Origin of the sequence: Streptomyces sp. HNM0575 (assembly GCF_012726265.1) — a bacterium.
Classification (GTDB): Bacteria; Actinomycetota; Actinomycetes; order Streptomycetales; family Streptomycetaceae; genus Streptomyces.
On the sequence record NZ_JAASAG010000004.1, the window covers coordinates 511,336 to 533,585 of the forward strand.

Below are 22,250 nucleotides of genomic sequence, written 5' to 3' on the forward strand. Positions count from 1 at the left end.
CTGAAAAGGCGTGCCGGCACATGTCTGAAGGGCGATCAGAACCCTTACGGGTCCTGTCACTCCGCCCTTGCGAGCGCTTCCGGGGATTGCCCGCAAAGCGCCAAAATCATTCCGCGATACGGAATCCGGTTTTCGCCTTGGGCGAGTATGGGAGGGGGGTCGGGGACCGTCAAGGGTTCGCGTGAAGATCCGTCATCCGGTGCCGCCCTCCTCGTGCGCGCGTCCCAGAGCTGCACCGATTCTCTTGGCCGCCTCGCTGACGAGTGCGCCGTACACCGGTTGCGCGTCGTCCGTCATGCGGCTCGTCGGCACGTTGACGCTGATGCTCGCCACGGGCAGTCCGGTCTCCCCGACGACCGCGGCCGCCACCGCGGAGACGTCCGCGCGCCACTCGCCGCCGTTGACCGCCCAGCCGCGCTCCCGGGTCAGCGCCAGCTCCGCGCGCAGCCGCACCGGATCCGTGATCGTCGTGCCGGTGAACTGCCGCAGCCCCTGGGCGATATAGCGCTCGACGGCCTCCGGGGGGTCGGCCGCCAGCACGGCCTTGCCGTTGGCGGACGCGTGCGACGAGAGGTCCTGGCCGAGCGGCAGGATGATCCGTACGGGCTGCGAGGTCTCCAGGCGCTCCACCAGCACCACGTTGCTGCCCTCGCGCACCGCCAGGTGAACCGTCTCGTCGGTACGGCGGCGCAGCTCCTCCATCACCGGCAACGCGATGTCGCGCAGGCCCAGTTCGCCGGTGGCGTGCCGCCCGACGTGCAGCGCCTTGGTGGTGACGACCCAGCGGGTGGGGGCGGTCCCGGTGGGGCGGATCCAGCCCGCCTCCTTCAGCGTCATCAGCGTGCGCTGCACCGAGGACTTGGGCAGTCCCATGGCGCGCGCCAGGTCGGCCACGCCTATCGGCTGGCGGACGGCGACTTCTTCGAGTGCCCGCAGGGCGTTGAGGACGTTCTGCATCCATTGACTCGTTCCGTGGGGGAACCCTAGGCTCCAGCGTGCCGCCTGACGATACAGCGTGCCGTTATACGGCACAAGCCCTTGCGAGGAGCCGGCCCATGACGCCGCGTACCGGTCGCCACTTCCTACAGATCCCCGGCCCGACCAACGTTCCCGACCAGGTACTCCGCGCCATGTCGGCGCCCGTGATCGACCACCGCGGCCCGGAGTTCCGGGCGCTGACGCTGCGTCTGCTGGAGGCGCTGGGCCCGGTCTTCGGCACCTCGGGTCCCGTCGTGATCTACCCGGCGTCCGGCACGGGCGCGTGGGAGGCCGCGCTCGTCAACACCCTCAGCCCCGGGGACCGCGTACTCAGCTTCGAGACCGGTCACTTCTCCACGCTGTGGCGCGAGATGGCCGGCTCGCTCGGGCTGGAGACCGGCACCGACTTCGTGCCCGGCGACTGGCGCCACGGCGCGGACCCGGAGGCTCTCGCCGAGCGGCTCGCCGCCGACACGCGGCACGAGATCAAAGCGGTCTGCGTCGTGCACAACGAGACGTCCACGGGCGTGACCAGCCGCATTCCGGAGATCCGCCGGGTCATGGACGAGACCGGCCACCCGGCGCTGCTGCTCGTCGACACCATCTCCTCGCTCGGCTCCATCGACTACCGGCACGACGAGTGGGGCGTCGACGTCACCGTGGCCGGATCCCAGAAGGGGCTGATGCTGCCGCCGGGCCTGAGCTTCAACGCCGTCAGCGACAAGGCGCTCGCCGCGCACCGCACGTCCCGGCTGCCCAAGGTCTTCTGGGACTGGCTGCCGGTCATCGAGGCGAACAAGCAGGGCTCGTTCCCGTACACCCCGGCGACGAATCTCCTCTACGGGCTGGAGGAGGCGGTGAGCATGCTGCGGGAGGAGGGCCTGCCGAACGTCTTCGCACGGCACGCCCGGCACGCCGCCGCCACCCGCGCCGCCGTCCGCGGCTGGGGACTCGAGGTGCTCTGCCTGGACGAACGGGAGCACTCGGGCTCGCTTACGGCCGTGGTGATGCCCGAGGGACACGACGCCGACAAGCTCCGCAAGATCATCCTGGAGCGCTTCGACATGTCGCTCGGCGCCGGGCTCGGACGTCTCGCGGGACGCGTCTTCCGCATCGGCCACCTCGGCCACCTCGGCGACCTGACCCTCGCGGGCACGCTCGCCGGGGTGCAGATGGGCCTCGAACTGGCGGGCGTGCCCGTCGAGTCGGGCGGTCTCGGCGCCGCTCTGGAGAGGCTGCGCGGCGAGTGATCCGGGCCGCGCCCCCTGGCCCGCGGGCCCGGCGGCCCGTGCCCGGGCCCGTGACCCACGAGGTCCGTGAGACCCAGCAGGTCCGTGAGACGACCGGATCCCTAAGACCGCCGGGCCCTTGAGACCACCGCACCCGTGACACCGCCGCACCCGTGACACCGCCGAACCCGTGAGACCGCCGGGCCCTTGAGACCCGCCGACCCGCCGACCCGCCACGCGACCACCGATTCACCGGGCCCCGGGCCCCTGGCACTTGGAGCCGCACCACATGACAGCGATCAGCGGCGACGCCCCGTCCGCGGCCGCCACCACCGGCACCGCCAGGGCACTCCGTGACCGTCTGCGCCGCGAGGTCGAGGGCGAGGTCCTCTTCGACGACTACACCCGGCACCTGTTCTCCCGCGACGCGAGCATGTACGCGATCGAGCCGCTGGGCGTCGTCTTCCCACGGCACGCCGGCGACGTGCAGGCCGCGGTGCGGGCCGCGGCCGAGGCGGGTGTCCCGCTGGTGCCGCGCGGCGCCGGCACGTCGCTGGCGGGGCAGACCATCGGGCCCGGCCTCGTGCTGGACCTGTCGCGGCACATGAACCGCATCGTGGAGATCGACACGGACCGGCGGACGGCCCTGGTCGAGGCGGGCGTGGTGCAGGACCAGCTCAACCGGGCCGCCGCTCCCCACGGGCTGATGTTCGGCCCGGACACCTCCACCAGCAACCGCGCCACCGTGGGCGGGATGATCGGCAACAACTCGGCGGGCAGCGGCTCGATCCGTTACGGCATGACGATCGACCACGTCCGCGAACTCGACGTCGTCCTCTCCGACGCGTCGCGGGCGCACTTCGCCCCCGTCGACGAGGCGGTACGCGAGCACCGCGCGGGCCTGCCGTCGCTGGAGGGCCGCCTGTACCGCGAACTCCCGCACATCGTCCGGGAGAACGCCGGGGCGATCGCCGCCGGCATGCCGCAGTTCTGGCGCCGGGCCTGCGGCTACCGGCTGGACCGGCTGGCGCGTGAGGGCGCGGAGTTCGACCTGGCGAAGTTCGTCGTCGGTTCCGAGGGCACCCTCGTGCTGGCCACCCGCGCGCTCGTCGACCTCGTGCCGAAGCCCGCCCGTACGGTGATCGCGGTCGGGCACTTCACCTCCGTCGCCGGGGCGATCGCCGCCACCGAGGACGCGCTCGCCTGCGATCCGGCGGCCGTGGAGATGATGGACCGCACGATCCTCGACCTGTCGCGGGAGCGCATCGAATACGCCTCGCTCGGCACCATCCTCGAAGGCGACCCCGAGGCGCTGCTCTTCGTGAGCTTCACCGGCGAGGACGAGCGCGAACTCATCGGCGGTCTGGAGCGGTTGACGTCCCTGTGGCGGCGCCACGGCCACGGCTACCACACGCTCCAGGCGGTCACCCCGGCCCAGCAGGGCTCGCTGCTGAAGGTGCGCAAGTCGAGCCTCGGGCTGCTGATGGCCGCCAGCGAGGGCACGCGCCGTCCGCTGGCCTTCATCGAGGACACCGCCGTGGACCCCGTCCATCTCGCCGACTACACGCGCCGCTTCAAGCAGGTCCTCGACCGTCACGGTCTCAACGCGGGCTTCTACGGCCACTGTTCGGTCGGCTGTCTGCACATCCGGCCGTTCGTGGACACCGCCGACCCGTCGCAGGTGGCGACCATGCGGTCCGTCGCCGAGGAGATCAAGGACCTCGTGCGGGAGTACGGCGGCGTCAACTCCAGCGAGCACGGCGACGGACTGGCCCGCAGCGAGTTCAACCGCGAGATCTTCGGCGACGAGCTGTACGAGGCGATGCGCCGCGTGAAGGGCCTCTTCGACCCGGACGACCGGCTCAACCCCGGCAAGATCGTCGACGCCCCGTCCATGACGGACAATCTCCGCGACCCCGCCCTGCCGCCTCCCGGTCCGCTGCGCACCCGTCTCGATTTCGAGGTCGTCGGCGGCATGCGCGGCGCGGCCGACCGCTGCATGAACATCGGGCTGTGCCGCAAGGCCGACTCGGGCACGATGTGCCCCTCGTACATGGCGACGCTCAAGGAGGAGGACTCCACCCGCGGCCGGGCCAACGCCCTGGTGAAGGCCCTCTCCGACCCCGATCCGCACCGTGCGCTGGGCGACGGGCGGCTGCACGAGGTCCTCGACCTGTGCCTGATGTGCAAGGCGTGCAAGAGCGAATGCCCCCTCGGCGTCGACATGGCCACGCTCAAGGCCGAGTCGCTCGCACACCACCACGACGAGCACGGAGTGCCGCGCAGATCACGACTGTTCGCCTCGATCCGTACGCTCAACAGGCTGGGGTCCGCCGCGGCGCCGCTGTCCAACCTGCCGGGGCGGGTGCCGCTCCTGCGCAGGCTGATGGACCGCCGTCTGGGGATCGCCCCGTCCCGGCCGCTGCCCGCGTACGTACGGAACAACCTCGTCCGCTGGTTCCGGCGGCGCGGGGACCGCGGGGACGCCCGGGGGCCGGTGCCGCCGGGTTCGCAGGGCACGGTGACCTTTCTCGCCGACTCCTTCACCACCTACACCGAGCCCGGGATCGGCCGCGCCGCCGTCGAGCTGCTCGAACTGGCGGGCTGGGACGTCCGGTTGGAGAGCGGTGGCTGCTGCGGCCGCTCGGCCTTCTCCAAGGGCCTCCTCGACGAGGCCAGGGACCAGGCGCGCCGGCTGGCCCGGCTGCTGGCCGAGAAGACGCCGCCCGGCTCCCCCGTCGTCGGCTGCGAACCCTCGTGCCTGATGACGCTGCGCGACGAGCACCGCGCCCTGCTTCCCGAGGACGCCGCCGTGGCCGACGTCTCCGGCCGCGTACGGCAGGTCGAGGAACTGCTCACCGAGGCCGTCGACGACGGACGGCTGCGCCTGAGCCCCGGCGCCTGGCCCGCCGGGCGGCGCATCCTCTACCACGGCCACTGCCACCAGAAGGCCGAGGTCGGCACCGCGGCGACCGTCGCGCTGCTGAAGCGCATCCCGGGAGCCGAGGTGGCCGAACTGGACGCCGGCTGCTGCGGAATGGCCGGTTCCTTCGGCTTCGAGTCCGAGCACTACGAGACGTCCATGACCGTCGGCAGGGACCGTCTCTTCCCCGCTGTCGAGGCCGAGGACGAGACGACCGTGGTCGCGGCCAGCGGCGTCTCCTGCCGCCAGCAGATCTTCCACGGCACCGAACGCAGCGCCTGGCACCCGGTGGAGCTGGTGCGCGCGGCGCTGCTCGGCACGTCCGCCGGCCCGGCCGGAGAGGACACCGGCGCCGACTCCGGCACCGACTCCGGCACCGGCGCGAGCTCCGGCGCAAGCACAGGTACACCCACCGGCGCCGCCGGGCAGGAAGGAGGAACTCCGCAGTGATGACAGGCCAAGCCGCGGGCGCTCTCGACGGCGTACGCGTCATCGACCTCACGCAGGTGATGGCGGGCCCGTACTGCACGATGCTCCTCGCCGACCTCGGCGCGGACGTGATCAAGGTCGAACCGCCCGGCACCGGCGACCAGACCCGCAGCGGCTGGGACGCTCCGGCGCCCGGTCACGACAGCGCCTCCTTCCACGCGCTCAACCGCAACAAGCGCAGCGTCGCCCTCGATCTGCGCACCGATGACGGACAGCGGGACTTCCACTCGCTCGTCGCCGGTGCCGACGTCGTCGTGGAGAACTTCCGCCCCGGGGTCGCCGACCGGCTGGGCGTCGGCTACGAGGCCGCACGCAGGACCAAGCCGGACATCGTCTACGCCTCGATATCGGGTTTCGGCCAGTACGGCCCGTACGCCGACCGCCCCGGTTACGACCTGATCGCCCAGAGCATGGGCGGCGCGCTCAGCGTCACCGGTGAACCGGACGGACCGCCCGTCAAGTGCGGCCTGCCCGTGGGCGATCTCGGCGCCGGGATGCTGTGCGCGGTCGCCATCCTGGGCGCGTACGTGCACCGCACGCGCACCGGAGAGGGCCAGTACCTGGAGACCTCACTGTACGAGGCGGTGCTGGCCATGTCGGTGTGGGAGTCCACGGAGTTCTTCTCCACGGGCCGGGCGCCGCAACGCCTCGGCTCCGCGCACCGGATGACGGCCCCGTACCAAGCCGTGCGCACCACGGACGGATACGTCACCGTCGCCGCCAACACCCAGCGGCTGTGGGAGCGGCTGTGCACCGCGCTCGGCCTCGAACACCTCGCGGACGACGAGCGGTTCGCCACCAACACGGCCCGCATGGCGCACCGCGCGGAGCTGATCGCCCTGCTGGAGGGGCGGCTGGCGGCGGAACGCACCGACGACACCGTCGCCAGGCTCCTCGAAGCCGGTGTTCCCGCCGGGCCGATCCTCGACTACGAGCAGGTGCTCGGCGACGACCCCGATCCGCACGCCGAGGCGCGCGGGATGGTCGAGGAGTACGACCATCCCGTCGCCGGGCGCAAGCGGGTCCTCGGCTTCCCGGTGAAGCTCGGCCGCACCCCGGCACGGGTCCGCCGCCACCCGCCGCTGCTCGGCGAGCACAACGACGAACTCCTGGGGGACGCATGAGCGTTCGCGAACAGTCTCCGACGGTCGGCTGGAGCGAGGAGGAGGTGCCGGGAACCGGCGGGTCCGCCGCCCGCATCACCCTCTCCAACCCGGGCCGCCGCAATGCCCTCACCCTGGACATGTACGACCAGCTGCACCAGGCGTGCGAGGAGATCGACGCAGCGCCGCGGGTACGGGTGGCGGTGCTGCGCGGTGCGGGCGGGCGCGCCTTCGCCGCGGGCACCGACATCCGCGAGTTCCGTGGCTTCACCGGCGCCGACGGAGTCGCCTACGAGCGGCGCGTGGGCCGGGCCGTCGAACGCCTCGCGGCGCTGCGCATGCCGGTGATCGCGGCCGTCGAAGGACCGGCGGTGGGCGGCGGGTTCGCGCTGACCGCCTGCTGCGACATCGTCGTGTGCACGCCCGACGCGGTCTTCGGCGCACCGGTCGCCCGTACCCTCGGCAACTGCCTGGCGCCCGCGGTCGTCGCGCGGCTGTACGCGTGCCTGGGCCGCGCCCGTACCCTGCGCGCGCTGCTCACCGCCGAGCTGATCGGCGCGCGGGAGGCGCACGCGGCGGGCTTCGTGGCTGAGATCGCCGAGGGCGGCACGGAAGGCGACGGGGCCGATAGCGGAGGCCACGGCCCGGACGGTGGCGGTGACGGCGCGACCGGTGACGGCAACGGCAACGGCGGTACCGGCGAGGGCGGTACCGGTGACGGCGACGGCGACGGCGACGGCGACGGAAGCCTCGATGCCCACATCGACCGACTCACCGCCCGCATCGCGGCCTGCGCACCGCTCACGCTCGCCGCGCTGAAGGAGGCCGACCGCCGCGTGCTGTCCGGTCCTGCGCCCGGCCCGGCCGAGGACCTGTACGAACTGTGCTACGGCAGCCGGGACTTCGGCGAAGGCGTCGCCGCCTTCCTCGACAAGCGCCCGCCGCGCTGGCAGGGCCGCTGACGCCCGCCTCAGCCGCGGCGGCGCAGCAGCGCCAGATACATCGCGTCGGTACCGTGCAGATGCGGCCACAGCTGTACGTCGGGACCGTCCCCCAGGCCCGGCATCTCCGGCAACAGCGGCCGGGCGTCGAGGAGTTCGGCTCCCGTCTCCTTGACCAGGTCGTCCACGACCGCGCGGGTCTCCGCCGGATGGGGCGAGCAGGTCGCGTATCCGACGACGCCGCCGACGCGCACCGCGTTCAGCGCCTGCCGCAGCAGGTCCCGCTGGAGCGGCGCGAACCCCGGCACGTCCTCCGGGCGGCGCCGCCAGCGCGCCTCGGGACGGCGCCGCAGCGCCCCCAGCCCCGTGCAGGGGACGTCGACGAGTACCCGGTCGAAGACGCCGGGGCGCCAGGCGGGACGGGTGGCGTCCGCGGCGACCACCGCGCACGGCCCTGGGTTGCCCTCCACCGCGCGGCGCACGAGCCCCGCACGGTGCGGCTGCTTCTCTGCTGCGATCAGCACCGCGCCGCGCTGCGCGGCGAGGGCCGCGAGCAGGGCCGCCTTGCCGCCGGGGCCGGCGCAGCCGTCCAGCCAGCGTTCGTCGCGGGCCTCCCCCTCGCCCTCCTCGGGCTCCAGGGGCGCGGCGGCCAGGGCGAGCGCGACGAGCTGGCTGCCCTCGTCCTGCACTCCGGCGCGCCCCTCGCGTACGGCCTCCAGCTCGCCGGGATCGCCGCCCTCCGCGAGCCGCACGGCATACGGCGACCAGCGCCCGGGCTCGGCCTCGCCCTGGAGCAGCTCGTCGGTGGTGACGCGGCCGGGGCGGGCGACGAGGGTCACCTCGGGCCGCTCGTTGTCGGCCTCCAGCAGCTCCTCCATGCCGGCGCTGCCGCCGCCGAGCGCGTCCCACAGCGCGGAGACGATCCACCGCGGATGTGCGTGGCGGATGCCCAGGTGCTCCTCGGGATCGTCGTCGTAGGGCGGCGCGACCTTCTCAAGCCAGCCGCCGAGATCGTCGGCGGCGATCTTGCGGAGCACGGCGTTGACGAACTTGGCGCGCCCGTCGCCCAGTACGACGCGGGCGAGTTCGACGGTGGCGCTCACTCCGGCGTGGGTGGGGATGCGGGTGCCGAGCAGCTGGTGCGCGCCGAGGGAGAGCACGTCGAGCACGGGCGGATCGACGTCGCGCAGCGGCCGGTCCACGCACTCGGCGATGATCGCGTCGTAGGTGCCCTGGTGGCGCAGCGTCCCGTAGACCAGCTCCGTGGCGAGCGCCGCGTCCCGCGCCTCGAACCGGCCCTCCTCGCGTGCCTTCCGCAGCATCGGCGGCAGCACGAGGTTCGCGTACGCGTCGCGCTCGTCGACGGCGCGCAGCGCCTCGAAGGCGAGGATGCGGACGGGGTCCTTGCGGGGACGGCGGTAGGGCTTGGACTGCCTGGATGTGCGGTGTGGCCGATTGCTCACAGGAAAGGTGCTCCGGGCTGCGATGACGAGGTGTACGGGCGGGGCGTCGTGGACGCGCCGGCGGTCACCACCGGCGGGGCGCCGCCGCCGGGCGCCCCGCCAGCGTACGCCCGCACAGGAACGGGCCCGGATCCGGCGGGCAGCGGGACCGCGGCCGCGCTACTCCCCCAGCCGCTCGCTCCCGTCCACGCGCACGCCGCGCGCCCAGTCCGCGGCGCCCATCGGCTTCTTGCCCTGCGGCTGCACCCACTGGAGCTCGACCGGGTGCGAACCGGTGCCCGCCCACACGGAGTTCTTCGTCGCGAGCAGCTCGCCGGGACCCAGCCGGGCGTCCTCGGGCACGGGGTGCTCCGGGTGCTGCGTCAGCGAGCGGATCTTCAGCCGCTCGCCCCTGAAGAGCGTCCACGCCCCGGGTGCCGGGGTGCAGGCCCGTACGAGACGGTCCACGCGTAGCGCCGGCGCCGCCCAGTCGACCCGGGCGTCCTCGACCTCCAGCTTGGGCGCGAGCGAGACGCCCTCCTCGGGCTGCGGTACGGCACGCAGCGACCCGTCCTCGATGCCGTCCATGGTGGCGGCGAGCAGCCCGGCGCCCGCGAACGCGAGCCGGGTGAGCAGATCGCCGCTGGTGTCGCTCTCGCGCACCTTCTCCGTGACCACGCCGTACACGGGACCGGAGTCCAGGCCCTCCTCGATGAGGAAGGTGCTGGCGCCGGTCAACTCGTCGCCGGCGAGCAGCGAATGCTGCACGGGCGCCGCACCGCGCCAGGCTGGCAGCAGCGAGAAGTGCAGATTGACCCAGCCGCGGGCGGGCACGTCCAGCGCGACGCGCGGCAGCAGCGCCCCGTAGGCGACGACGGGACAGCAGTCCGGACCGATCTCGCGGAGCCTGGCGAGGAACTCCTCGTCCCGCGGCCGTACCGGCTTGAGGACCTCGATCCCGGCGTCCTCCGCCCGCTGTGCGACGGGGCTGGGAACGAGGCGGCGTCCGCGCCCGGCACGCGCGTCGGGCCGTGTCACCACGGCCGCCACCTCGTGCCGCTCCGAGGCGATCAGTGCGTCGAGAGCGGGCAAGGCGACCTCGGGAGTGCCGGCGAAGACGAGCTTCATCGGTGGTGAACACCTCTCACTGAACGGCTGCCACGGAGCGCGCACCCCGCGGTCGCCAAGTCGCTGGTAACGGCGCGCCAGTCTACGGGCCTCACATTCCGTCATATTGCGCCGCCCGAGGGGGCGTACGGACTGCCGCGCACCCCTGCCACCCGAACCACGCCGCCACCGGGCGTGACCCGGGCCGCAGTTACCGCGTTGGTCAAGTCATATTGACCGAAACGAGTCGTTCCGCGGCTCCTGTTCCCTGCAAGACGGTTCGAGAGGCTTGTTCATGGCCGACCACGCAACCCACGACGCCCAGGCGAGGGCCAGCCTGCATCTGCTGGTGCGGGACATCGAGCGGGTCCGCCGTCAGGTGGACGCGCTGCGTACCCTCACCGCCCAACTCGGCAATGTCTACCGCCCGCGAAGGTCCGCGCCCTCCGCGGGCTTCGTCGTCTACGGACGTGCGCCAGCCCCGACGGTGCGGCTCGCGCAGGAGCTTCGGGACAGCGTGGAGACGCTGGTCACCGCCGCGGTCGACTTCGACCGTTCGCTGGGGTTCTCCTGGGACGCGGTGGGCTCCGCTCTCGGAGTCACCAAGCAGGCGGTGCACCGCCGTTACGGTTCGCGGCGCAACACCTCGCGCGAACTGACCGACGCCGGGGGGCAGTCCGGCGAAGCGTCCGCCTCGCCCTCCGCTTCCGCCTCGTCCGGGGCGCTGCCGACGGTGCCGGGCCCGACGTCCGCCGGTGGCAACGCCCTTCCTGCGGCGGCCTCTTCGCCCGGCGCGGCATCCAGGCCCGCCGGGCCGGGAGCGCCCGGAGGCGCACTGCCCGCGTCACGGCCGGTGCCCGGTCAGCCGGGCCGCGACCGCGACCACAGGCCGGGGGCCTTGCCCGGCCCCCGCAACGGCTGACTCCTCCACGGCCGTTGCTCCACCGCCCGGTGTGCGCTCTCCGCGCCGCCGGGCGGTGTGATGTCCAACGGCGGTACGGGAGACCAACGGCCGTACGGGAGCGGGGCGTTGGGCGGGGGCGAGCGCTGGGCGGGAGCGAAGGGCGCTGGACGGCGAAGAGGCGCTGAGCGGGGAACGGATGGCACCGGGGCAGGGGCAGAGGCAGGGGCAGGGGCGGCAGTGGCAGGCCGTGCGCGCAGTCGGCCGGGCGCGCGGAACGTCAGCCGATGTCCAGCGGATCCACGCGGATCTGCACCGGCGGCTCCCGCCGCGTGAGCCGCGCCACGTGCGCCGTCTTCAGCGCCGACGCCAGCGCGGCGCCCGACCCCTGCGGCACCCGCACCAGCGCACGTACCCACTGCTCCCCCGCCGGCGGATCGCCGGTACGGCGCGGCCGGCCATGCTCGATCACGGGCAGCGGCACGGGGCCCAGCACCTCCGCGTCGTCGGGCAGCCGGGCCTGGGAGAGCAGCCCCTCAACTGCCTCCGGCCGCCCGCTGACCGCTGCCATCCGCGCGACCGGTGGGAAGCCCAGCTCCGCACGGTCCGCGAGCTCCCGTACCGCGAAGCCCGCCGGATCCCAGCGCACCAGCGCCTGCACGGGCCGCAGCGTGGGCTCGGCGACGATCAGCACGGTGCCTCCGGCGTCCGCGGCCGCCACGGCTTCCGGTCGTTGCTCGGCGGCTCCGTCATCACCGCTGCCCCCGCTGCCGCCGTCACCGCCGCCCTCGCTGCCGCCCTCGCCGTCCCGGGCACCGCTCCCGTCCGCGCTGCTCCCACCGACAGCGCTCCCACCGACACCGCTCCCGCCAGCACCACTCCCGCCAGCACCGCTCCCGCCAGCACCGCTCCCACCCGCCGGCCGTACGAGCGCCGCAGCCGACAGCCACCGGCGCAGCGCCTCCTCCCCCGCCCGCAGATCCGGGCGGCCCAGCAGCGCCCAGCCGTCCAGCAGCAGCGCCGCCGCATAGCCGGGGCCCTCCGCGACGGGCTCCGCACCGGGCGTCGAGACGACGATCGCCGGGGACCCGGGCACGCTGTCCAGCACATGGTCGCGTCCCGAGGTGCGCACCGGCACCGACGGGAACGCCCGCCCCAGCTCCTCCGCGGTACGGCGCGCCCCGAACACCCGCCCGCGCACCCGGGTTCCGCCGCACTGTTCGCAGTGCCAGCCCGGAGCCTCGCGAGCGCACCAGCCGCAGCGCAGCGCGCCGCCCTCCTCCAGCGCCTCCAGTGGCCCCGAGCAGTGCGGGCACCTGGCCGGGGCGCGGCACCGCTCGCACGCCAGCCGTGGCACGTAACCGCGCCGCGGCACCTGCACGAGCACCGGCCCGTGCCGCAGTGCGTCCCGCGCCGTGGACCACGCGAGGCTGGGCAGCCGCGCCGTACGGGCCGCCGGATCGCGCGCCTCGTCGAACTCGCCGACCGTACGGATCAGCGGCGCCGTCCTGCGCAGCGTCTCCCGGCCGCCCTCCAGCGGACGCGCCCACCCCGACTCGACGAGCTGCGCCCCCTCGACGGTGCAGGTGTGCCCGCCGAGCAGGAAGCCCGCCCGCTCGGTGACCGCACGCTGGAGCAGCACCTCGCGGGCGTGCGGCTGCGGGGCGTGGTCGTCGCTGAGGGCGGCGTCGCCGTCGTCCCACAGCACGGCCAGCCCGAGGTCCTGCACGGGCGCGAACATCGCCGCGCGCGTACCCACCACGGCACGCACCGAGCCGCGGTTCACCGCGAGCCAGCGCGCGTACCGCTCCTCGGGTCCGGACTCCGCCGTCAGCAGCACATGCCGCCCCTCCCCCAGCAGGGATGTCAGCGCGTCGTCGACCCGCTGTGCCGCGCGCCCGTCGGGCAGCACGGCCAGCGCGCCCCGCCCGGAGGCGAGCGCAGCGACGACGGCACGGGCCAGCTCACCGGGCCACTCCGGTCCGGGCAGCGCGGTCCATACGGCACGGGGGGCGCCGCCGCCGGCCAGGGCCTCCAGATAGCCGGGCCCCTCCGGATACCGCTCCCAGGTGCCGGGCGCGGGCGGACCGGGTGCGGGCCGGGCCTCGGGGGACGCCCGCTTCTCGGCGCGGGCCATGCGCGGAGGCACTGCCAGCTGTACGACGTCCGCGAGTGAACCTGAGTACCGGTCCGCGACCGCCCGGCACAGCCTCAGCAGCGCCGGCGTGAGCACCCGCTCCGGCGAGAGCACCTGCGCGATCGGGGCGAGCGCACCGGGATAGTCGCTCTGCGCGACCCGCTCCACGATGAACCCGTTGATCAGCCCGCCGCCCTCACGCCGCCCTTCCCGCTCCCCCGCCCCGAAGCGCACCCGCACCCGCACCCCGGGCTGCGCCTCCTCGTCCATGGCGGCGGGCACCGCGTAGTCGAAGTACCTGTCGAGATGCACGAGCCCCTTGTCCACCAGCACCCGCGCCACGGGCAGCCCCTCGGCGAGCGCCGCCCCGCGCCATGTACGCGGCTTCGCCTTAGGCGGCTTGCTCTTGCGCACGGTCTCCCGCAGCAGGGCAAGCTGCTCCGGCGTCTCCCCGGAGCGCTCCCGCTCCCCGTCGTCGCTGCTCACAGCGTTCAGTCATAGCAGACCCCACAGACAGCACCGCCCCGCCTCCGCACTGTCCGAATACCGCCCGCCCCGTCTCGACAGCACCGGGCCCTTGCTCTTGGCTTCGTACGGGAAACGGGAAACACCCCATTCGTCTTGTTCGCCCGGCCCCGCCTCCGACACGCTGGCTCATCGTGACACCGGGCTCCGGGCGGACGGTCATGGAGGACCACGTGCCTGAGCAACCACTCCCCTTCGGACCGGCGTTGCGCCGGATACGCCTCGAAGCCGGGCTGTCCATCGGCCAGTTGTCACAGCGCGTCCACTACAGCAAGGCCCAACTCAGCAAGGTCGAACGGGGGTTGAAGACCCCGAGCGCAGAACTCGCCCGACTGTGCGACGCGAGGCTCAGGGCCGACGGGGAGTTGCTGTCTCGCTTACCGGAGCGGCCGGCGCCGGCTGAGCTGCCCCCGGCGCATCACGAACAGGACGGCGAGGAGGTATGGCTGATGCACTTGTCAACGGACGGCTCGAGCTGGTTCCGGCCCATGGACCGGCGGCAGATGGTGGCCGCCGGAGCCGCCGGGGCGGCGGCGGTCATGGGACTGGGTGCGGGCACCGCCACGGCTGTTCCCGCTGAGGCGGGCGACTCGGCGCTGAAGACCGCGCGGTCGCTCTTCGACCAGTACCGCCGTCTCGGCCAGACCTCCGGCCCGGAGGTCGTACTGCCCGCGCTCATCGCCCAGACCCACTCACTGCGGAAGCTGTCCGCCCGCACCGGCCCCCGCAGCCGCAGCGCAATGCTCCGCCTGGCCTCCCGGTACGCCGAGTACGTCGGCTGGCTCGTACAGGAGACCGGCAACGACGAGGGCGCACTGTGGTGGACGGACCGCGCCGTCGAACTGGCGTCGGCGGGTGGCGACGACGACCTGGCGGCGTACGCGCTGGTGCGGCGTGCGCTGGTCACCTTCTACCGCGACGACTCCCGCCAGACCGTCGAACTCGCCCAGCAGGCACAGCACGACGGTCTGCCCCCGAGAATCCGCGGACTCGCCGCGCAACAGGAAGCGCAGGGCCATGCCCTGGCAGGCGACCACAGCGCATGTATGCGGAAGCTGGAACAGGCCCGCCGGTTGCTGGAAAGTGACCGGCCGGGGAACGCACCTGTCATCGGCACCTCGAACCTTCCTGACCCGGTCTCGATGATCAGCGGCTGGTGCCTGCACGATCTCGGCCGGCCGCACGAGGCGGCCGCGGTCCTCGACGAACAGCTGGGCCAGGTGCCCGACCACGCGCTCAGGGCCCGCGCCCGCTACGGCACCCGCCGCGCTCTGGCATACGCCACCGCAGGCGAGGTCGACCACGCCTGCGCGCTGGCACGGGAGTTGCTGGACGACGCCGACGCTCTTGACTCCGCGACGATCCGTACGGACCTGCGGCGTCTCGCACGGACGCTGGCCAGGCATGGCAGCAACAGCGCCGTCCGCGACCTGTCTCCGGCGCTCGCGGCATCACTGGGTGCCGGTCCGCCGCCGGCACACCGATGAAGAGAAGGGGAAGCGAATCATGCCCGACGTATTCGTCAACTACCGCACCGGAGACGGCGAAGAGGTCGCTGCCACGATCGAGCGCGAGCTGTCGCACCGATTCGGCGACGAGGTCGTCTTCCGCGACAGCAAGTCCATTCCTCCGGGCGGCTATTACCCCGACGCACTGCTCGACGGGTTACACGGCAGCAGCGCGCTGCTCGTCGTGATCGGGCCGAAATGGCTGGAGTGGCCGGACAAGTACGCCCCCGGACGGAGAGCCCTGGAGAACGAGGACGACTGGGTACGCAAGGAGATCCTGGAGGGCTTCTCCAGTTGCATGCCCGTGATTCCGATTCTCGTCGGGCAGGGCACCGCCTATCTGGAGCCCTCGTCTCTGCCGAAACCCCTGGCGAGACTCGCTTACCTGCAAGCCCTGCCGTACGACGTGCGACAGGCGGAGCCCCATCTGGCCCGTATCGGTGATGCGCTGACGGACCTCGTGCCGGGCCTCGCCGAGCGCGACCACAGCTCGTCCCGGGAGTCCGAGAAGCCCGACGGCGGAGTCCACAACAGCGACAGCAGCGACGGCGACGGGCCGCGGACCCAGGCCCGTGACATCAGGGGCAGCGTTACGACCACGCACATCGCGAATTCCACGGGCCCGATGCACACCGGCACGGGAGACCAGCACAACCACAATCAGTCAGGCGGCGACGGCACGACTTTCATCTCCGGCGACAACCACGGCGGGGTCAACCGCAATGACGGCCGCTCCGGGCGGCAGAGGCGGGATCAGCCATGAGCGCGGAGACGCACATCGGCTCATCGGCGGGACCGACCCACTCCGGGACGGGCAACCAGTACAACGTCTTCAACGCCATGGGCGATGCGGCAAGGGAACCCACGCAGCGCGATCCCCGACGGGTCGCCGAAGACTCCATGGCCCGCTTGAAGAAGTGCTTCGTACATCCGCCAGGTTCGGCTGAAGCCCGGCAGCTGCTCCAGCAGAGCAACATGGTGCTGCTCTCCGCCGCGCAGGGAAACGGTGCGAAGAGCGCGGCCAGGATCCTTCTGTGGGAGTACCCCCATGGCCAGGAACGCTTCGGCGAGTTGGACGAGGAATCGCTGGAGGACGGCAACGGCCGGACGCTGACGCCCAAGCTCGTCGAAGACGAAGCGTGCCTCCTCTTAGACCTGACCCGCACCAACGAAGACCGTTACCGGACCCTGATGCGTGAACTCCCCGGCTTCCGCGTGACCGTGCGCGACAGGAACGCACGGCTGGCCGTCGTCGTGGACCCCGACCGTACGGCCCTGCTCCACGAGGAATTGACGGAACTCGTAGCGCGTCTCGAGCGGCCTAAGGAAAGCGACGTTCTGCAGCAGCATCTGCTCGTCAACGGCATCAAGGTCACCGAGCGGGACTTGGCCGACGAGCAGTTGTCCGCCTTCTTCTCGCACACGTCGATGGGGGACATCGAAAAGCTGGCCCTGCACATCCACCGCGCACGGAACTCGGCACGGCCGGGAACCGGCTTCCAACTCTGGCTGCACGCCGCCCTGTCAGCGATGAGGCCGGGGAAGAGCGATGTGGCTGATCTCCTGGCCAAGCGAACAACCGGCCCTGAACGTGCCCTTCTCGCGGCCACGGCCTTTCTCGAGGGGGCCTCGTCGGAGACGATCTATGCTGCGGCCGATCAGCTCCTGACCATCACGCAGCATCCCAAGGCCCATGCTCCGGTCCTTCAACATCTCCCCCTGAAGGAGCGACTCGACCTGATCAACGCGACAGCAGACGGAGAGCTGGGGCAAGTCCGCTTCACCAAGCCGCTGTTCGCCGAAGCCGCTCGTACCTACTTCTGGGACAACTTCCCTCAACTGCGTCCTCGGCTCAACGCCTGGGTCAGCGGTGCAGCCGGATTCTCCGGAGCCGACCACAAGTGCCTTCGCAACCTCGTCACGCGATACGCGGACGAGTGTCTGCGGACGGGCCCTCCCGAGGCTCTGAGCAAACTGGCGGAGCAGTGGACCGAAAAGTCGGCGGCGCAGGCGGAGTTGGCGATGGCCGCCCGGGCCCTCGGCGAAGGCGTGACCCACCCACGCTTCGGAAGCCACTTCCGGCGCAGAATCTACGACTTGTCGCGGGACGGAAATCTCTCCCGTGGCCGTGCGAACGTACTCATCGGCGTCTGCTCCGAGGCCCTGGCGGTGGGCTTCCCCGAACAGGCCCTGGTGCGGCTTCACCATCTCTCACATCGGAACGACCCCGACATCCGTGCGAGCGCTCGCGAAGCGCTCGTACGCGTCACCGACTCCGACGACCACCTCTACGGACACCTCCTCACCCGGCTCCTCGACCGGATTCGCATCGATCCCGAAGGCGAAGGCCACTACGACAGGGTCACTTTCCTCCAGGTCGCAGAACCCCGCCGGATTCCCGGTCAGGCCACGGCCCGGGCACTGCTGGCCGAGTTGTGGGCCGCCGTGCTGACCGGTCTGGAGCCCACGCAGTGGACCCCCGCATTCCGCACATGGCTGGACAGCGCCCGCAGCGGCGCAGGCACCGAGAGCCCCGTTCTCGCGGTCATCGCCGAAGCGTGCGCCCGGGACGGCCGGGCGCTCGGCCTCGTCAGAAACGCCGCGGAAGTCTGGGCGAGCGCCGACGACAGCCGACGGCGCATCGCCGACGCCCTGTGGGAGCGGGCCATCGCCGCTCTCGGCGTCCATCCATCCACGTTCACGTACTGATTCGTGTCTCAGGAGGCACCCGGCATGAGTTCCGGACGCAAGACGGTCGCAATCTTCGCCAGCGTGATCGGCGGACTGGTTCTGGTCATCCTCGGTCTCGTGAGGGACTGGCCGCAATGGCTGTGGCCACTGCTGGGCGCACTGGTCATCGTCATCTCAGTCCTTCTCGTACGGGCGACCGCCCCACGGCCCGATCCGTTCGACCGGGAATTCAGCCTGGAACCGGATCTGCCCATCCCGCCCCCGGAACGCCGGGAACAGATCGTCTCCGACATTCTGCTGCCGACATCGGCCGCCGACTACGACTTCCGCTTCTCCGCCACCGTCCGCTGGTCCCCTCTGGACGCCCCCTCGGACGCTCCCGCCGTCAGTCTGGGCGGGCTGGCCGTGCGCGCCGTACTGGAGCGAGCACGTCAGGTGACCGCCTCCCATCCGCCGCACAGGGCGTCGCTCACCCAGCACGAGCTCGCCGGGGAGTTGGGCACGATGCGCCGGGACGCCACCGGCCGCGTCCTCGCCATGGCGGAGAACGTCGCCCTGAGCCTTTCCGAGGACGACGCCACGCGGCTGGAACGGCTGGCCACCGTGCGCAAGGAAGAGGAGGTCTGGACGCACGAGCGCAAGTACGAGTGCGATCGGCGCGAGTACCTGGGGAAGGACGTCCTCAAGGACACCGGCAGCGCCGTGGTGTGGTGGCTGGCCAAGAACGACGACAAAATCAAGCAGGCCGTCGACGAGATCGGGCCGCTGGCCCAGCTCAGCTCAGCCGCGAACAACCGGGATGTGCCGGCGCGCTTCCGCCACATGGTGCCGTACCCGGAGCCGGTCCCCGAGGAGCTCGAAGTCGGCCTGAAAGCCTCCGACGGCGCGTACGAGCGCATCCACGGCAACGGCTTCGGCAGCCCGCTGAACGCGGACGGAGGCTTCTTCGAGGACGGTTCCGGCCACGCCGACGGCGCCGGAGCAGACTCGCCTCCGCCCACACCCGGCGAACGCTTCGACGACCTGATGGAAGCCATGGGCGTACCCGCCGGCCACCGGGACGCCGCCGTGCTGAGCCGCCTCCTCACCGAGACGGCCACCAGGATCGGCCGCGGTCACGCGGTCGGCGATCTCCCTGACCGCTTCCACACACCGGCCGAGGACTCCGCAGGGGGTCACGGGAACCCCGGGGACACGAACGGCCAAGGCAGGGACGACAGCACGGACGGCGGCCCGCCGCACTGGCCTCCGCCCGCCCCTTGACCCCACGGCATCGGCCCACGACGAAGCCCGGCCGCCCCCTTGAGGGCGGCCGGGCCCGTGGGTCCGTGCGCGAGTGGCGCGGCGGGGCTGTTAGAGCCCGGCGGCCTTGCGCAGCGCGTCGACGCGGTCGGTGCGCTCCCAGGTGAAGTCCGGCAGCTCACGGCCGAAGTGGCCGTACGCCGCGGTCTGGGCGTAGATCGGGCGCAGCAGGTCGAGGTCGCGGATGATCGCGGCCGGACGGAGGTCGAAGACCTCGCTGATCGCCTGCTCGATCTTCTCCACGTCGATCGCGGCGGTGCCGAAGGTCTCGACGAAGACGCCCACCGGCTCGGCCTTGCCGATCGCGTAGGCGACCTGGACCTCGCAGCGGGTGGCCAGTTCGGCCGCCACGACGTTCTTGGCGACCCAGCGCATCGCGTACGCGGCCGACCGGTCGACCTTGGACGGGTCCTTGCCGGAGAAGGCGCCGCCGCCGTGGCGGGCCATGCCGCCGTAGGTGTCGACGATGATCTTGCGGCCGGTCAGGCCGGCGTCGCCCATCGGGCCGCCGATCTCGAAGCGGCCGGTGGGGTTGACCAGCAGCCGGTAGCCGCTGGTGTCGAGCTTCACGCCGTCCTCGTCGACGAGGCGCTTGAGCTCCGGCTCCACCACGTACTCGCGGATGTCCGGGGCGAGCAGCGAGTCGAGGTCGATGTCCGCGGCGTGCTGCGAGGAGACCACGACGGTGTCGAGCCGGACGGCCTTGTCGCCGTCGTACTCGATGGTGACCTGCGTCTTGCCGTCGGGGCGCAGGTAGGGGATCGTGCCGTTCTTCCGGACCTCGGAGAGGCGCTCGGAGAGGCGGTGGGCCAGCTGCACCGGCAGCGGCATGTACTCGGCGGTCTCGTCGCAGGCGTAGCCGAACATCAGGCCCTGGTCGCCTGCGCCCTGCTTGTCGAGTTCGTCGTCGTCGCCCTCGACGCGGTTCTCGTACGCGGTGTCGACGCCCTGCGCGATGTCCGGGGACTGCGCGCCGATGGATTCCGAGACGCCGCAGGAGGCGCCGTCGAAGCCCTTCTTCGAGGAGTCGTAGCCGATATCGAGGATCTTGTTGCGCACCAGTGAGGAGATGGGTGCGTAGGCCTTGGTGGTCACTTCGCCGGCGACGTGGACGAGGCCGGTGGTGATCAGTGTCTCGACGGCGACCCGCGAGTGCGGGTCCTCTTTGAGCAGCGCGTCGAGGATCGTGTCGCTGACCGCGTCAGCAATCTTGTCAGGGTGACCCTCGGTCACAGATTCCGAGGTGAACAGACGGCGGGACACATCGCTCCCTGGGGTTGCAGCGGCTGCTGGCTATCAATGGGCGGACCGTCGGGGGCTGTGTTCGAGCGGCTGCTCAAGGCAGTCACCCGAGCAGGTGGCCCAAGCACGGTCCGCCGCCAGTTTATCCATCTACGGCCGCATCCAATCACGTCGTCTCGAACTTCGACACCACGGTGACCTGCGTAACCCTGCGCCGGGCGGGAACCGGGGCGCTCTTGACGCCGTCTCGGAACAGCGGCCTTCCCGTGACATATCACACAAGACGGACCACACGGAACCCCTGGTTCCGCACACTGCCGGTCCGGTGCCGGGTCAGGGAAAACGCAGTGCGACCAGGTCCCAAACCGTATCGGAGAGCACCTCTTTGGGACCGTAGGGGACCGGTGTCTCGCTTCCGTCCGCGCCGAGCACCACCGCCTCGTTCTCCTCGGCGCCGAAAGTCTTCTTCTCGCCCACCTCGTTGACGACGAGAAGATCGCAGCGTTTGCGCGCGAGCTTGGCCCGGCCGTTGGCGAGCACGTCGTCGGTCTCGGCGGCGAAGCCGACGACGATCTGGCCCGCACGCGGTCTGTCGGTGGAGAGTTCGGCGAGGATGTCCGGATTGCGTACGAGAGAAAGCGGTTCCGGTTCGGCGCCGGTACGCTTCTTGATCTTCCCGGGGGCATAGACGGCGGGACGGAAGTCCGCGACGGCGGCGGCCATCACCACGGCGTCCGCGTCCCCCGCCGCCTTGAGAACGGCCTCGCGCAGCTGTACGGCGGTCTCCACGTGGACGACGTCGACGCCCGCGGGATCCGGCAGGACGCTGTTCGCCGCGACCAGGGTGACGCGCGCGCCGCGGGCCGCCGCCGTACGGGCAAGCGCGTAACCCTGCTTCCCCGAGGAGCGGTTGCCCAGGAACCGTACGGGGTCGAGAGGTTCGCGCGTACCGCCGGCGCTGATCACCACGTGGCGCTCGGAGAGGTCCGCGGGCACCTCCGCGCTCACACGCTCCAGCGCGCGCCTGCACAGCTCGAAGACGCTCTCGGGATCGGGGAAGCGCCCCTTGCCCGAGTCGGCGCCGGTCAGCCGGCCGACGGCGGGCTCGACGACGAGGCAGCCGCGGCGGCGCAGCGTGGCCACGTTCTCCTGCGTGGCGGGGTGCTCCCACATCTCGGTGTGCATGGCGGGGACGAAGAGCACCGGACATCGCGCTGTGAGAAGGGTGTTGGTGAGGAGGTCGTCCGCCAGGCCGTGCGCGGCCTTGGCGAGGACGTCGGCGGTGGCGGGTGCGACGACGACCAGGTCGGCCGACTGCCCGATCCGTACGTGCGGGACCTCGTGGACCGACTCCCACACCTCCGTGGCCACGGGCTGTCCCGACAGCGCCGCGAAGGTGGCGGCGCCGACGAAGTGCAGCGCCGACTCCGTGGGCACCACACGGGTCTCGTAACCGCTCTCGGTCAGGCGCCGCAGCAGTTCGCAAGCCTTGTAGGCGGCGATGCCGCCGGTGACTCCCAGTACGACCCTGGGCCGCTCGTGCTGGCGCTGCTCCATAGCTCGCCTCTCCCCACGCCGCGGTTGCCCGTCGGTGCGGCCCGTCCGAGGACGGCCGTACCGCCCCTGCTCTGCTTCTGCGCGTACCCACACATGACACACCACGGGCCCGGCAGTCGCGCTGCCAGGCCCGTGTGGAAGCCGGTGCCGCCGTCTCCACCACCGGAGACGCGGC

General features: G+C 72.1%; 15 protein-coding genes. 9 read left to right on the forward strand and 6 right to left on the reverse strand.

Translation table 11 applies throughout. From position 1 onward, the window contains the following. Window positions 1-192: 192 nt before the first annotated feature. The gene (locus tag HCC61_RS13445) at window positions 193-957 is read right to left on the reverse strand and encodes an IclR family transcriptional regulator (protein ID WP_169135612.1); all 765 of its coding nucleotides are present in this window, start codon (window positions 955-957) and stop codon (window positions 193-195) included. A gap of 98 nt (window positions 958-1,055) precedes the next feature. Here HCC61_RS13445 and HCC61_RS13450 point away from each other — a divergent pair, with 98 nt between their 5' ends. From HCC61_RS13450 to HCC61_RS13465, 4 genes are all read left to right on the forward strand, one after another. Then, complete coding sequence (locus tag HCC61_RS13450) at window positions 1,056-2,228, forward strand: aminotransferase class V-fold PLP-dependent enzyme (protein WP_169135613.1); 1,173 nt, start codon at window positions 1,056-1,058, stop codon at window positions 2,226-2,228. A 268-nt stretch (window positions 2,229-2,496) separates the two neighbouring features. Continuing rightward, the gene (locus HCC61_RS13455; RefSeq protein WP_169135614.1) at window positions 2,497-5,580 is read left to right on the forward strand and encodes an FAD-binding and (Fe-S)-binding domain-containing protein; all 3,084 of its coding nucleotides are present in this window, start codon (window positions 2,497-2,499) and stop codon (window positions 5,578-5,580) included. Continuing rightward, entirely contained in the window at window positions 5,580-6,743 is a 1,164-nt protein-coding gene (locus tag HCC61_RS13460) for a CoA transferase (RefSeq protein WP_169135615.1), read from the forward strand. Before HCC61_RS13455 ends, HCC61_RS13460 begins: the two co-directional genes overlap by 1 nt. After that, on the forward strand, window positions 6,740-7,684 hold the full coding sequence (locus HCC61_RS13465) for an enoyl-CoA hydratase-related protein (protein ID WP_169135616.1): 945 nt from the start codon (window positions 6,740-6,742) through the stop codon (window positions 7,682-7,684). The genes HCC61_RS13460 and HCC61_RS13465 overlap by 4 nt, the downstream gene beginning before the upstream one ends. Before the next feature lie 8 nt (window positions 7,685-7,692). Here HCC61_RS13465 and HCC61_RS13470 read toward each other — a convergent pair whose 3' ends face one another. Then, window positions 7,693-9,126 carry a transcription antitermination factor NusB gene (locus HCC61_RS13470; protein WP_169135617.1) on the reverse strand — a complete coding sequence of 478 codons (1,434 nt, stop codon included), beginning with the start codon at window positions 9,124-9,126 and terminating at the stop codon, window positions 7,693-7,695. A gap of 159 nt (window positions 9,127-9,285) precedes the next feature. After that, window positions 9,286-10,233 (reverse strand): methionyl-tRNA formyltransferase, encoded by a 948-nt coding sequence (gene fmt / locus HCC61_RS13475; protein ID WP_169135618.1) that lies wholly within the window; start codon window positions 10,231-10,233, stop codon window positions 9,286-9,288. 274 nt (window positions 10,234-10,507) lie between these two features. Here fmt and HCC61_RS13480 point away from each other — a divergent pair, with 274 nt between their 5' ends. Continuing rightward, window positions 10,508-11,134, forward strand: a complete 627-nt coding sequence (locus HCC61_RS13480) for a hypothetical protein (protein WP_169135619.1) — start codon at window positions 10,508-10,510, stop codon at window positions 11,132-11,134. 259 nt (window positions 11,135-11,393) lie between these two features. Here the strand turns inward: HCC61_RS13480 and HCC61_RS13485 are convergent, their stop codons facing one another. Then, a complete protein-coding gene (locus tag HCC61_RS13485) occupies window positions 11,394-13,736 on the reverse strand; it encodes a primosomal protein N' (RefSeq protein ID WP_169135620.1) in 2,343 nt (780 codons plus the stop codon). A gap of 212 nt (window positions 13,737-13,948) precedes the next feature. Here HCC61_RS13485 and HCC61_RS13490 point away from each other — a divergent pair, with 212 nt between their 5' ends. Genes HCC61_RS13490 through HCC61_RS13505 form a run of 4 tightly spaced genes read left to right on the forward strand, consistent with a single transcriptional unit; the run spans window position 13,949 to window position 19,237 of the window. Further along, window positions 13,949-15,262, forward strand: coding sequence for a helix-turn-helix transcriptional regulator (locus HCC61_RS13490; RefSeq protein WP_169135621.1), 1,314 nt, complete (start codon window positions 13,949-13,951; stop codon window positions 15,260-15,262). A 19-nt stretch (window positions 15,263-15,281) separates the two neighbouring features. Next, complete coding sequence (locus tag HCC61_RS13495) at window positions 15,282-16,046, forward strand: toll/interleukin-1 receptor domain-containing protein (protein WP_169135622.1); 765 nt, start codon at window positions 15,282-15,284, stop codon at window positions 16,044-16,046. Next, window positions 16,043-17,992 carry a hypothetical protein gene (locus HCC61_RS13500; protein ID WP_169135623.1) on the forward strand — a complete coding sequence of 650 codons (1,950 nt, stop codon included), beginning with the start codon at window positions 16,043-16,045 and terminating at the stop codon, window positions 17,990-17,992. The genes HCC61_RS13495 and HCC61_RS13500 overlap by 4 nt, the downstream gene beginning before the upstream one ends. Window positions 17,993-18,016: 24 nt before the next feature. Then, window positions 18,017-19,237, forward strand: coding sequence for a hypothetical protein (locus tag HCC61_RS13505; RefSeq protein ID WP_169135624.1), 1,221 nt, complete (start codon window positions 18,017-18,019; stop codon window positions 19,235-19,237). A 90-nt stretch (window positions 19,238-19,327) separates the two neighbouring features. Here the strand turns inward: HCC61_RS13505 and metK are convergent, their stop codons facing one another. Both metK and coaBC read right to left on the reverse strand, forming a co-directional pair. Further along, a complete protein-coding gene (gene metK, locus HCC61_RS13510) occupies window positions 19,328-20,539 on the reverse strand; it encodes a methionine adenosyltransferase (RefSeq protein ID WP_169135625.1) in 1,212 nt (403 codons plus the stop codon). Window positions 20,540-20,851: 312 nt separating this feature from the next. Further along, on the reverse strand, window positions 20,852-22,075 hold the full coding sequence (gene coaBC, locus HCC61_RS13515) for a bifunctional phosphopantothenoylcysteine decarboxylase/phosphopantothenate--cysteine ligase CoaBC (protein WP_169135626.1): 1,224 nt from the start codon (window positions 22,073-22,075) through the stop codon (window positions 20,852-20,854). Window positions 22,076-22,250 lie beyond the last annotated feature (175 nt).